This window comes from Sandarakinorhabdus cyanobacteriorum (assembly GCF_002251755.1).
Taxonomy (GTDB): domain Bacteria; phylum Pseudomonadota; class Alphaproteobacteria; order Sphingomonadales; family Sphingomonadaceae; genus Sandarakinorhabdus; species Sandarakinorhabdus cyanobacteriorum.
Genome location: NZ_NOXT01000077.1, coordinates 1 through 12,519 on the forward strand (window position 1 = coordinate 1; position 12,519 = coordinate 12,519).

Genomic DNA, 12,519 nt, shown 5'->3' on the forward strand with positions numbered 1-12,519 from the left:
CTATCAATGAATCAAGAGGCTGATTGGGTTTAGACCCTAGTTGGCACAATCGATGCAGTGTTCGAAGAGGCGAAACTGAAGCAGTAACCTGCCGCCTCCCCTCTCACACCTTCCGCGGCATCCGCCACGGCAGCATCCACTGCACGGCCCCTGTCGCGAAGCGCTTCATGTTGAGCGATTCGTGCACGGCGACCACGTCTTCGCCCCAGAGGCGGGTGGCGAGGGCGGTGCGGCTGTAGAAGGGGGTGTCTTCCCAGGTGGCGCGAAGCCTCGCGGTGTAGCCGGGATCGGCGCGGGTGAGGCGGTCGAGGCGCCAGGCGGTTTTGGGGAGGACGACGGGGGCGGGCATTTCCATCACTTCGGCCTGGCCGTCGGGGGTGATCCTGAGGGCCATGCCGAAATCGCTGCCGTCGGCGAGCTGGCCTTCGTACATCACGGCGGTGGAGCCATCCTTCAGGTGGGCGCGGCTCCATTGCCAGTCGGCAAAGCCGTCTTCCAGGGATTCGGCGCCGTGGTTGGCGTCGAGATAGCCGGTGCCGGACCAGCGGATGGCGGGATCGGTGAAATTGGCTTCGACACGGCTGCACGGGGCCAGCGGTTCCCAGACGTGGCGGCCGCCGGGATCGAGGCGGAAGCGGCGCTGGCCATAGACCATCGGCGTGACGCGCACCTGGCCGCGCACGTTCAGCGGCAGCACGGCGCCATGCTCCTCGATGTCGATGACGAGCGTCTGCCCGTCCCAGCGCACCTGGCTGGGGCCGATGCGCAGCGTGTGGCGGTCGCGCCAGAGGGCGCCGGCCCCGCGCTCCGTCATCGTCCAGCGGCGGGCGCCCTTGCCATAGAGGGCGACGTTGAGGCTGACATGATCTTCCGGGGCCTGGCGGCCGGCGGCCTTGTAATAGGGGGAGAAGACCGAGCCGATGAAGGCGATGATCGTCAGCCCATAGTTTCCGCAGTCGCTTTCGGCGTCGACATACCACCAGCGGTAGCCATGGGCAGGAACGTCCTGGTCGAAGCGCGGGCCTTGAGGATCGCTGCGCTCGCCAAGCGGCCGGACAAGGCCGCCATCGGCACGCCCGCCCCCGGGTGCGCGCTGCCCGATGCGACCCACAGTCCGGGCAGCTTCGTCTTGCTGCCAGGCCGGCGGAAGCTGGCCTGCCACCCGTGCGAGGCCCGACCATAGAGGGCCCCACCGCTCGAAGGGAAAAGTGCCTCGAACATCTTCGGGCCGACCGGGTGCATTCCGTGTGGTTTCAGATTCAGCCCGCAGCGGGCCAGAATGGCCAGGGTTGCTGTCTGACATTGGGCCATCTCCTCGTCGGTTGGGGGCTGCCCGTCACCCGTGGGTGGGGCATTGACGATCAACTGGAAGCGCTCAAGCCCTGGCGGGGGCGGCGTGATGCCGCGGTCTTGCGCGCAGATGTAGATGCTGGGCTCCACCGGCAGGCGGCGTTCACCGAATATTTGCCGGAATTCGGCAGCATAGTCGGTGGAGAAGAAGACATTGTGCCGGTCCATCTCGAAGCCGCTGGCCTCTGCCGTCATCAGGGTGACGAGGGCGGAGAGCGAGCGTTCGTGGGGCTTGACGCCGGTGACGGCGCGGGATGCGGCGGGGCCGAAGCGGCCATCGGCAATCGCGGAAATGTCGCTGTTGGAGAGGACATCGCCGGCCGGGATCTCCTCCCCGCTGGCCAGCTTCACGCCGGCAGCGCGGCCGTTTCGCACCAGGATTTCGGACACATGCGCGTTGTAGTGGAATTTGGCGCCGAGCCGGGTGGCCAGCGCCGCCATCTGGCGCGCCACCTCGTGCATGCCGCCATCGACGAGCCAGACGCCGCGCGCTTCGAGATGGGCGATCAGCATAAGGGTGGCGGTGGCCTGGAAGGGATCGGCGCCAGTGTAGGTGGCGTAGCGGCCATAGAGCTGGCGCAAGCGGGGATCGCGGAAATAATTGCCCAGCGCGCCCCACAGCGTCGCGAACGGGTTGATCGCGAACATTTCGTGCAGGTGGAAGGGGGCATATTTCAGCGTGAGGCCCAGCGGGCCCATCGCCGGGCTTTCCATGAAGCGGGTTTCGAGCGCGCGGAAGATGCGGGCGGCCTCGGCCTGAAAGCGGGTCCAGCCCTCGGCCTCGGCGGGGCCGGCGAACTGGGCGACGGCATCGCGGCTGCGGGCGTGATCGGCCCACAGATCAAGCGTGGAGCCATCAGCCCAAGCATGGCGGGCGAGGCGATCGGACTGCACAAGGGTGAGATGATCGTCCAGCCGCGCGCCGGCATCGGCGAACAGCCTCTCGAACACCGGGCGGTGGGTGAAGACGGTGGGGCCGGCATCGATGGCATAACCGCCGACATCGACGGTGCGCAGCTTGCCGCCGGGGTGGGCCATGCGCTCGACAATGGTGACGGGCAGGCCATGCGCCGCCAGCAGCACGGCGGCGCTGAGACCGCCCATGCCGGCTCCGATGATGACAATGGAGTTTTCGCCTGCCAAAGCCTTATTCCGAATCACTGCCTGTGGCGGCGGGGCAGGCCATGGCCAAACCCGACCGTCAAGGTCATGATTGACCTTTGGACAGTGACTGTCTACATGATTTGACACTCGCGGGCGTGACGATGACGACAGGTGGGAGCGAAAAGGGACGGCAGAGCCTGCGGTTGCGCTGGCTGAATGCGCGCAACCGGATGCTGGCCAGCCCGGCGTTCCAGCGCTTTGCCATGCGCAACATCTTCTTCCGGCGGACGGCGCGTTATCATGCCAACAGCATGTTTGCGGTGATCACCGGCTTTGTGCAGACCAAGGCGTTGACCGCGGCGGTGGATGCCGGGTTGATCCGCCGGCTGGCGCAAGGGCCGGCGACGACGGCCGATCTGGCGGCGGTTTCGGGGCTGGAGTTGAAGGCGCTGCAGCGGCTGCTGGGGGCGGCCAAGGCGATCGATCTGGTGGAGCTGGCCGAGGATGACCTGTGGGTGCTGGGCCAGCGCGGGGCGGCGCTTTCGACCAACCAGGGCGCGCTGGCCATGATCGAGCATCACAAGATTTTCTATGATGATCTGGCCGATCCCATCGCCATGCTGAAGGGCGGGCGCGGGCAGGGCAAGCTGGCGGCGTTCTGGACCTATGCCCCCGCTGCCGGACAGGGGCAGCCGGCCACCGCCGATGATGCCAGCTGGCAGGGCGGTGGTGACGGGGCCGTGGCGCCCTATTCTGCGCTGATGGCGGCCAGCCAGCCGATGGTGGCCGAACAGGTGCTGGATGCCTATGATTTCCGCAGGCACCAGTGTTTGATGGACGTGGGCGGCGGCCATGGCGCCTTTCTGGCCGAGGTGGCCGGGCGGCATCCCGGCCTCGCCATGAAGCTGTTTGATCTGCCGGCGGTGGTGGAGGGGGCGAAGGCCAGGCTGGCGACGCGTGGGCTCAGCCATGTGGCGCTGCACGGTGGCAGTTTTCGCGATGATCCGCTGCCGCAGGGCGCCGATGTGATCAGCCTGGTGCGCATCTGCCATGATCATGATGATGCCGTGGTGCGGGCGCTGCTGAAGAAGGCGCATGCCGCGCTGCCGCCGGGCGGGCGGCTGCTGATCGCCGAGCCGATGGCCGGCACGCCGGGGGCCGAGGTGATGGGCGATGCCTATTTCGGCCTCTATCTGTGGGCGATGGGATCCGGCCGGCCGCGCACGGCGGCGGATTATCTGGCGCTGCTGGCCCAGGCCGGCTTTGCGACCGCGCGGGAGGTGAGCACCGCGCTGCCGATGGTCACACGGCTGGTGGTGGCGGAGCGCTGAGGCGGCGCGGCGGACGAAATCGGACTGACTTCGTCCAATTTTTTTCTTCCCGTATCGTCAAGCGCGCTTTACAGGCGAGTGTCGGGTTGGATAAACGGGCCGGCAGACGGAGCAGCGCCACGGGCAGGGGTGGTGCCACGCCGATGAGGGGTTGAATTGCATGGAAACGATGGCCGTGGTTGTGGAGGCGCCGGAGCAGGTTACACTGCGCGCGCTGGCCCTCACGCCGCCGGGTGATGATGATGTGGTGGTGCGGATCGATTGGTCCGGCATCTCCATGGGCACCGAAAAGCTGATGTACAACGGCACGATGCCGATGTTCCCCGGCATGGGCTATCCGCTGGTTCCCGGCTATGAGGCGGTGGGCACGGTGGTGGATGCCGGCGCCAACCAGAAGGCCATGATCGGCACCAGCGTGTTCGTGCCGGGTTCGTCGAAATTCGAAGGCGCGCGCGGGCTGTTTGGCGGCCAGGCGCGCACGCTGATCACCGGCGCGGCGCGGGTGATTCCGGTGCCGGCGGGCTGGGATGAAAAGGCCGTGATGATGAGCCTGCTGGCCACCGCGCAGCATGCGGTGGTGGGCGGCGAGATGCCGGATCTGATCATCGGCCATGGCGTGCTCGGCCGCCTGCTGGCGCGCATCGCGCTGGCGGCCGGCGTGGAGCCGGTGGTGTGGGAAATCAACGAGGCCCGCATGAGCGGCGCCGAGGGATATCGGGTGATCAGGCCCGAGACCGACGAGCGGCGGGATTACCGCTCGATCTACGACGCGAGCGGTGACCATCGCATTCTCGACCAGGCCGTCATGCACATGGCGCGCGGGGGCGAGATCGTGCTGGCCGGCTTCTACAGCGAGCCGCTCTCGTTCCAATTCGCGCCCGCGTTCCGCCGCGAAGCGCGCATCCGCATCGCCACAGAGTTCCAGCCTGACGACCTCGCGACTTCGCTCGCGCTGGTGGGCAGCGGTAGGCTGTCGCTCGAGGGCCTTGTGACGCACAAGGTTCCGGCCACTGAGGCGCCGACCGCTTATGGTCAGGCCTTTTCGGACCCCAATTGTCTCAAGATGGTCTTCGACTGGAGAGATATCGCATGAGCATCAATCAACTTCTCGATCAGGTTGCCGCCCTTCGTGAGGAGGCCGCCATCGAGCCCGATCCGGTGCACACCGGTGAGGTCACCAAGGAAACGCAGATCATCGCCATCTATGGCAAGGGCGGTTCGGGCAAGAGCTTCGCGCTCGCCAACCTGTCCTACATGATGGCGCAGCAGGGCAAGCGCGTGCTGCTGATCGGTTGCGATCCCAAGAGCGACACCACCAGCCTGTTGTTTGGCGGCAAGGCGACGCCGACCATCATCGAGACCAGCTCCAAGAAGAAGCTGACCGGCGAGGAGCTGACCATCGAGGATGTCTGCTTCCAGCGCGACGGCGTGTTCGCCATGGAACTGGGCGGCCCGGAAGTGGGCCGTGGCTGCGGCGGCCGCGGCATCATCCATGGTTTCGAGACGATCGAGAAGCTGGGTTTCCACGATTGGGGCTTCGACTATGTGCTGCTCGACTTCCTGGGCGACGTGGTCTGCGGCGGCTTTGGCCTGCCGATCGCGCGTGACATGTGCCAGAAGGTGATCGTGGTCGGTTCGAACGACCTGCAGTCGCTCTATGTCGCCAACAACGTGTGCAAGGCGGTGGAATATTTCCGCAAGATGGGCGGCAATGTCGGCGTGGCCGGCATCCTGATCAACAAGGATGACGGCACCGGCGAAGCCCAGGCTTTTGCCAAGGCGGTGGGGATTCCCGTGCTGGCCAGCATTCCGGCGCACGAGGAAATCCGCCGCAAGTCGGCCAATTACCAGATCATCGGCACGCCCGATGGCCCGTGGGGCCCGCTGTTTGCCGAACTGGCCCAGAATGTCGAAACCGCGCCGCCGGTGCGCCCGACCCCGCTGGATCAGGATGGCCTGCTCGGCCTGTTCAAGCCGGAAGACACCGGCGGCAACTTCACCCTGAAGCCGGCGACCCAGGCCGACATGCGCGGCGGCGTCTATGAGACCAAGCCGAGCCTGGAAGTGGTGTACGACAATGTCTGAGGAACTGGCTCGCACTGACGCGCCGGCGCCTGCGGAAGGTGCCGGCTGCCACGCTGGCGCCGACACGATGCGCGAGGCTGCGGCCAAGGCCGGCAAGTCCGAGGTGCTCGACCGTTATGCGGCCGATTATCCCAAGGGCCCGCACGACCAGCCGCAGTCCATGTGCCCGGCCTTCGGGTCCTTGCGCGTTGGCCTGCGCATGCGCCGCACCGCGACGATCCTGTCGGGTTCGGCCTGCTGCGTCTATGGCCTTACCTTCACGTCGCACTTCTATGGGGCGCGGCGCACGGTGGGTTATGTGCCGTTCAATTCGGAAACGCTGGTCACCGGCAAGCTGTTCGAGGATATCCGCGACGCCGTGCACGCGCAGGCCGATCCGGAGAAATATGACACGATCGTGGTGACCAACCTGTGCGTGCCGACCGCTTCGGGCGTGCCGCTGCAGCTGTTGCCCGACACGATCAACGGCGTTCGCATCATCGGCATCGACGTGCCCGGCTTTGGCGTGCCGACCCATGCCGAGGCCAAGGATGTGCTGGCCGGCGCCATGCTGAAATATGCCCGGGAAGAGGTGATGGCCGGCCCGGTCGCGGCGCCCGCCGTGATGCCGGACAAGCCGACCGTGACCTTGCTGGGCGAAATGTTCCCGGCCGATCCGGTGGGCATTGCCATGCTGCTGGAACCGCTGGGCCTCACCACCGGCCCGGTGGTGCCCACCCGCGAATGGCGTGAGCTTTATGCCGCGCTGGCTTCGCCGGTGGTGGCGGCGATCCACCCCTTCTACACGGCGGCCGTGCGCGAATTCGAAGCCGCGGGCCGCACCATCGTCGGCTCCGCCCCGGTGGGCCGCGACGGCACCGCCGCCTGGCTGGCCGCGATTGGCGATGCCTTCGGCCTGCCCGCCGACAAGGTTGCCGCGGCGCAGAACAAGTGGCTGCCGGCGATCAGCGGCGCCCTGGCGGCGATGCCGATCAAGGGCCGCATCACCGTGTCGGGCTATGAAGGCTCCGAACTGCTGGTGGCGCGTCTGCTGGTCGAATCGGGCGCCGAGGTGCCTTATGTCGGCACCGCCTGCCCGCGCACCCGCTGGTCTGATCCGGACCGCGAATGGCTGGAAGCCCGCGGCACCCGCATCCAGTATCGCGCCAGCCTGGAGCAGGACATTGCGGCGGTGGAGGAGTTCCAGCCCGACCTGTCGATCGGCACGACGCCGGTGGTGCAGCACGCCAAGACCCGCGCCATCCCCGGCCTCTATTTCACCAACCTCATCTCGGCCCGTCCGCTGATGGGCCCGGCTGGTGCTGGCAGCCTGGCGCAGGTGATCAACGGCGCGCTCCGCAACAAGAGCCGCTTTGATGCGATGAAGGGCTTCTTCAACGGTGTTGGCGAAGGCCATGCCGCCGGCATCTGGGAAGATGTTCCCAAGGACCGGCCGGAATTCAAGAAGAAGTTTGCCGCCAAGATGATCGCCGCTGCCAAGGCGGAAGAAGCGGTGGGGAACTGAGATGCTGGTTTTGGATCATGACCGCGCGGGCGGTTACTGGGGCGCGGTGTACAGCTTCACCTCGGTGAAGGGGTTGCAGGTGGTGATCGACGGCCCGGTCGGCTGCGAGAATCTGCCCGTGACCTCGGTGCTGCACTATACCGATGGCCTGCCGCCGCACGAGCTGCCCATCGTCGTCACCGGCCTTGCCGAAGAGGAACTGGGCAAGACCGGTACCGAAGGCGCCATGAAGCGGGCGTGGAAGACGCTCGATCCGGCGCTGCCGTCGGTCGTCGTCACCGGCTCGATCGCAGAGATGATCGGCGGCGGCGTGACGCCGGAAGGCACCAGCATCCAGCGCTTCCTGCCGCGCACCATCGATGAGGACCAGTGGCAATCGGCCGACCGCGCCCTGACCTGGCTGTGGAAGGAATTCGGGCCGAAGAAGATGCCGGCGCCCAAGGTGCGCAAAGAGGGCGAGAAGCCGCTCGTCAACATCATCGGGCCGCAATATGGCACCTTCAACATGCCGTCGGACCTGGCGGAAATCCGCCGCCTGATCGAAGGCATCGGCTGCGAGGTGAACATGGTGTTCCCGCTGGGGACGCACCTGGCCGACATCCGCCGTCTCGCCGATGCCTCCGTGAACGTGTGCATGTATCGCGAATGGGGCCGCAACCTGTGCGAGGCGCTGGAGCGCCCCTATCTGCAGGCGCCGATCGGGCTGAACAGCACCACCGCCTTCCTGGAAAAGCTGGGCGAGCTGACGGGTGTGGACCCGCAGCCGTTCATCGAGAAGGAAAAGCACACCACGCTGAAGCCGCTGTGGGATCTGTGGCGGTCGGTGACGCAGGATTTCTTTGCCACCGCCAGCTTCGGTATTGTCGCGACGGAAACCTATACCCGTGGTATGAAGGTGTTCCTGGAAGACGATATGGGGATGCCGTGCGTGTTCGCATACCAGCGCAACGCCGGGGTGAAGCCAGACAATGAGGCGGTGCGCGAATCGATCCGCACCACCAGCCCGCTGATCGTGTTCGGCAGCTACAACGAGCGCATGTACATGGCGGAAACCAACAGCCGCTCCATCTACATCAACGCCAGCTTCCCCGGTGCCGCCATCCGGCGCCACACCGGCACGCCCTTCATGGGCTATTCCGGGTGCACCTGGATCATGCAGGAGGTCTGCAACGCGCTGTTCGATGCGCTGTTCTTCATCCTGCCACTGTCCACCCAGATGGACAGGGCGGATGCAACACCGTCGCGCCTGCTGGAAGCGGTGATGTGGGCCGATGACGCCCGGTCGGAGCTGGACCGGATTGTCGAGAAGGAGCCGGTTCTGGTGCGCATTTCGGCCGCCAAGCGGCTGCGCGATGCCGCCGAACGGGCGACGCGCGACGCTGGCGAGAAGCTGGTGACGCTGGACCGTCTGCACGCCGCCGTCCGCCTTTATGAAACACAGGCGGCCTGAGCTGTGATTTCCCTCTTTTCACATGGTTACAAAATTGCCATGGAGGGTTTCGGAGGAATTTGGCTTGACGGACGCCTGTCCAGAGAGCTTGACAGTCTTTGCGGTGGAATCATCCTACGCCGCGAAGCCGCCGGTCGGGCGAGGCCATAACGGCCCCGTGCGGCGGAACCATCGGAGGAAAAGGCATGAGTGACAACAAGATTGGTCCGGGTACCTACCTGACCGACGCCGAAGCGAAGGAGTTCCACCGGGGCTTCGTCGTGTCGATGGCGTTCTTCGTGATCGTGGCCGTGATCGCCCACTGGCTGGTGTGGGTGTGGCGCCCGTGGCTGGGTTCGAAGCGCGCGTTCGCTGCGACCGAGATCCACCAGATCCAGCAGGCCGACGCCGCCAGCGTCGCTGCGCCCCGGGCTTAAGGAGCGACGACAATGTGGAAGATCTGGCAGACCTTCAATCCGCAGCGCATCTGCACTGCCCTGGCCGTGTTCCTTTTCACGCTGGCCATCCTGATCCACTTCATCCTGCTCAGCACCGACCGCTACAACTGGCTGGACGGCGCCGAGCCGAAGTCGGCGGCGGCCGTCACGGAAGCGTCCCAGGCCGCCTGACATCCGTCAGGCTGCCCGGACTGCTCCGGTCAAGCGCGCGATGGGCGGGCTGGCTCCGCCACCCGCCCATCCGCACCCTTGCAACGGGCCCGTTCCGGTGATCACGGCGGCAATCGCCCTGATCAGCGGTTACCTGGGGGAGGTGCGCCATGGCAGTGTTGAGTTTTGAACGCAAATATCGAGTCCGGGGAGGCACGCTGATCGGCGGCGATCTCTTCGACTTCTGGATTGGTCCTTTCTACGTCGGGTTCTTCGGGGTCACGACGATCTTTTTCGCTGCCCTGGGTACGGCACTGATCCTGTACGGAGCCGCCATCGGCCCGACCTGGAACCCGTGGCTTATCAACATCGCGCCGCCCGATATTTCCTATGGGCTGGCCCTGGCGCCTCTGAAGGAAGGCGGGCTGTGGCAGATCATCACGATCTGCGCGCTCGGGGCCTTCATCAGCTGGGCGCTGCGCGAGGTGGAAATCTGCCGCAAGCTGGGCATGGGTTACCATGTGCCGGCCGCCTTCGGCATGGCCATCCTGGCCTACACCACGCTGGTCGTGTTCCGCCCGCTGCTGATGGGTGCCTGGGGCTATGGTTTCCCCTATGGCATCTTCCCGCACCTCGATTGGGTGTCGAACACCGGCTATCAATATCTGCACTTCCACTACAACCCGGCCCACATGCTGGCGGTGAGCTTCTTCTTCACCACCACGCTGGCGCTCGGCCTGCACGGCGCCCTGGTGCTGTCGGCCGTGAACCCGGCCAAGGGTGAGACGGTGAAGTCGCCGGAATATGAAGACACGTTCTTCCGCGATCTGATCGGCTATTCGGTTGGCACGCTGGGCATCCACCGTGTGGGCCTGCTGCTGGCCATGAACGCCGGCTTCTGGAGCGCGGTGTGCATCATCATCTCGGGTCCCTTCTGGTCGCGTGGCTGGCCGGAGTGGTGGACCTGGTGGCTCAACCTGCCGATCTGGCGTTGAGGACGGACACGCACCATGGCTTATCAGAATCTCTTCACGCAGGTTCAGCTCCGCGGTGAGCTGGAAGCCGGCGTCCCGCTGGGTCCCAACAACGACTCGCGTTTTGGTCCGTTCGGCACGTCGTGGCTGATGGGCAAGCTGGGCGGCGCCCAGATTGGTCCCGTCTATCTCGGCACGCTGGGTGTGGCCTCGCTGCTCTGCGGCTTCATCGCGATCGAGATCATGGGCCTGAACATGGCGGCCTCGGTGAACTGGGATCCGGTTCAGTTCGTCCGCCAGCTGTTCTGGCTCAGCCTTGAACCGCCGCCCGCCAAATATGGCTTCACCTTCAACGTGCCGCTGAACGAAGGCGGCTGGTGGATCGCCGCCGGTGGTTTCCTCACCGCCTCGATTCTGCTGTGGTGGGCCCGCACCTATGTCCGCGCGAAGGAGCTGGGCATGGGCACGCACGTGGCCTGGGCCTTTGCCTCGGCCATCTGGCTCTATCTGGTGCTCGGCTTCATCCGCCCGATGATGATGGGCAGCTGGGCCGAAGCGGTGCCGTTCGGCATCTTCCCGCACCTGGATTGGACCGCCGCCTTCTCGATCCGGTACGGCAACCTGTTCTACAACCCGTTCCACGCGCTCAGCATCGCGTTCCTTTATGGTTCGACCCTGCTGTTCGCCATGCACGGCGCCACCATTCTGGCCGTTGGCCGCTATGGCGGCGAGCGTGAGATCGAACAGATCACCGACCGCGGCACCGCTTCGGAGCGCGCGGCCCTGTTCTGGCGCTGGACCATGGGCTGGAACGCCACGATGGAATCCATCCACCGCTGGGCCTGGTGGTTCGCGGTGCTGACCACCCTGACCGGTGGCATCGGCATCCTGCTCACCGGCACGGTTGTCGACAACTGGTATCTCTGGGCTGTGCAGCACGGTTTCGCGCTGGAATATCCCGCCACCGGTGTTGTTGACCCCGCCACTCTTCCGGGAGCGCCGCAATGAACAGGCTGAACAAGCTGGTTGCCATCGCCCTGCCGGCCCTGCTGCTGGCTGGCTGCGAACTCGGCAAGAAGGAGCAGGAGCAGATCGGCTACCGTGGCACGGCCATGGTGCAGATCAACGATCCGGACTCCAAGGCCAAGGTGGGTGACATCCCCGCGCCGCCCTACGAGCTGACCGCCGAAATGGTGGCTGGCGACAAGGCGAGCACGGCTTACGAGAACGTCCAGGTGCTGGGCGACACCTCGGTGGACGAGTTCAACTATCTGATGCAGGCCATGACGACCTGGATCGCGCCGGATGGTTCGAACATCAAGGATGCCGGCTGCACCTATTGCCACAACCCGGAAAACATGGCCTCGGATGAGAAATACACCAAGGTCGTGGCCCGCAAGATGTTGCTGATGACCCGCAACATCAACGCCAACTGGAAGCCGCACTTTGCCGCCGGCGGTCAGCCGCAGGAAAATGCCGGCGTGACCTGCTGGACCTGCCACCGCGGCAATCCGGTGCCGGTCAATAACTGGTCGACGGCGGTTCCGGATCCGGGCAAGATCACTGGCAACAAGCGCGGCGGCAACACCCCGGCGGCTTCGGTGGCCTATGCCAGCCTGAACTATGATCCGTTCACCGGCTATCTGGCGGGCAAGGACAATATCCGCGTTGGCGGCAAGGCCTTCCCGACCGCTGGCAGCAATGCCGCGATCCAGACCACCGAGAAGACCTATGGCCTCATGATGCACATGAGCCAGGGCCTTGGCGTGAACTGCACCTTCTGCCACAACTCGAACAACTTCGCGAAGTGGGAAGACAGCCGGCCGCAGCGTGTGAACGCTTGGTACGGCATCCGCATGGTGCGTGACATCAACAACAACTACATCACCGCGCTGGGCGATGTGTGGCCGGCCAACCGCCGTGGCCCGCATGGCGACCCCTACAAGGTCAACTGCGCGACCTGCCACCAGGGCGTGAACAAGCCGCTGGGCGGGGCCAAGATGCTGAAGGATTATCCGACGCTGAAGGGCGTCGCCCCGGCTCCGGCCGTGGCGTCAACTCCGGCACCGGCCGAAACGGCGGCAGCTCCGGCCGAGGCCAAGCCTGCGGCCTGATCCTTCGGGACCGAACGACA

12 protein-coding genes are annotated in these 12,519 nt (G+C 65.6%); 10 read left to right on the forward strand and 2 right to left on the reverse strand.

Annotated features, from left to right (window positions below; translation table 11 throughout):
- Nucleotides 1–103: 103 nt before the first annotated feature.
- Together CHU93_RS03140 and crtD are read right to left on the reverse strand one after the other, a co-directional pair.
- Nucleotides 104–940 (reverse strand): hydratase, encoded by an 837-nt coding sequence (locus CHU93_RS03140; RefSeq protein ID WP_243375158.1) that lies wholly within the window; start codon nt 938–940, stop codon nt 104–106.
- Nucleotides 937–2,511 (reverse strand): 1-hydroxycarotenoid 3,4-desaturase CrtD, encoded by a 1,575-nt coding sequence (gene crtD / locus CHU93_RS03145; protein WP_207759197.1) that lies wholly within the window; start codon nt 2,509–2,511, stop codon nt 937–939. The genes CHU93_RS03140 and crtD overlap by 4 nt, the downstream gene beginning before the upstream one ends.
- Nucleotides 2,512–2,615: 104 nt before the next feature.
- Here crtD and CHU93_RS03150 point away from each other — a divergent pair, with 104 nt between their 5' ends.
- From CHU93_RS03150 to pufC, 10 genes are all read left to right on the forward strand, one after another.
- Complete coding sequence (locus CHU93_RS03150) at nt 2,616–3,785, forward strand: methyltransferase (RefSeq protein WP_094472729.1); 1,170 nt, start codon at nt 2,616–2,618, stop codon at nt 3,783–3,785.
- A gap of 160 nt (nt 3,786–3,945) precedes the next feature.
- Complete coding sequence (gene bchC, locus CHU93_RS03155; RefSeq protein ID WP_086115653.1) at nt 3,946–4,878, forward strand: chlorophyll synthesis pathway protein BchC; 933 nt, start codon at nt 3,946–3,948, stop codon at nt 4,876–4,878.
- A complete protein-coding gene (locus CHU93_RS03160; RefSeq protein WP_086115654.1) occupies nt 4,875–5,870 on the forward strand; it encodes a chlorophyllide a reductase iron protein subunit X in 996 nt (331 codons plus the stop codon). The genes bchC and CHU93_RS03160 overlap by 4 nt, the downstream gene beginning before the upstream one ends.
- Nucleotides 5,863–7,374: a chlorophyllide a reductase subunit Y gene (gene bchY, locus CHU93_RS03165; protein WP_094472730.1), complete on the forward strand. Its 1,512-nt coding sequence runs from the start codon at nt 5,863–5,865 to the stop codon at nt 7,372–7,374. Before CHU93_RS03160 ends, bchY begins: the two co-directional genes overlap by 8 nt.
- 1 nt (nt 7,375) lies before the next feature.
- Nucleotides 7,376–8,824, forward strand: coding sequence for a chlorophyllide a reductase subunit Z (gene bchZ, locus CHU93_RS03170; protein WP_086115656.1), 1,449 nt, complete (start codon nt 7,376–7,378; stop codon nt 8,822–8,824).
- 185 nt (nt 8,825–9,009) lie between these two features.
- Nucleotides 9,010–9,240, forward strand: coding sequence for a light-harvesting antenna LH1, beta subunit (pufB, locus tag CHU93_RS03175; RefSeq protein WP_086115657.1), 231 nt, complete (start codon nt 9,010–9,012; stop codon nt 9,238–9,240).
- Between the two features lie 12 nt (nt 9,241–9,252).
- Nucleotides 9,253–9,432, forward strand: a complete 180-nt coding sequence (gene pufA / locus CHU93_RS03180; protein ID WP_086115658.1) for a light-harvesting antenna LH1, alpha subunit — start codon at nt 9,253–9,255, stop codon at nt 9,430–9,432.
- Between the two features lie 149 nt (nt 9,433–9,581).
- Nucleotides 9,582–10,406, forward strand: coding sequence for a photosynthetic reaction center subunit L (gene pufL / locus CHU93_RS03185; protein WP_086115659.1), 825 nt, complete (start codon nt 9,582–9,584; stop codon nt 10,404–10,406).
- Between the two features lie 15 nt (nt 10,407–10,421).
- Complete coding sequence (gene pufM / locus CHU93_RS03190) at nt 10,422–11,393, forward strand: photosynthetic reaction center subunit M (RefSeq protein WP_086115660.1); 972 nt, start codon at nt 10,422–10,424, stop codon at nt 11,391–11,393.
- Nucleotides 11,390–12,499: a photosynthetic reaction center cytochrome PufC gene (gene pufC, locus CHU93_RS03195; RefSeq protein WP_094472731.1), complete on the forward strand. Its 1,110-nt coding sequence runs from the start codon at nt 11,390–11,392 to the stop codon at nt 12,497–12,499. The genes pufM and pufC overlap by 4 nt, the downstream gene beginning before the upstream one ends.
- The last annotated feature ends 20 nt before the right edge of the window (nt 12,500–12,519 follow it).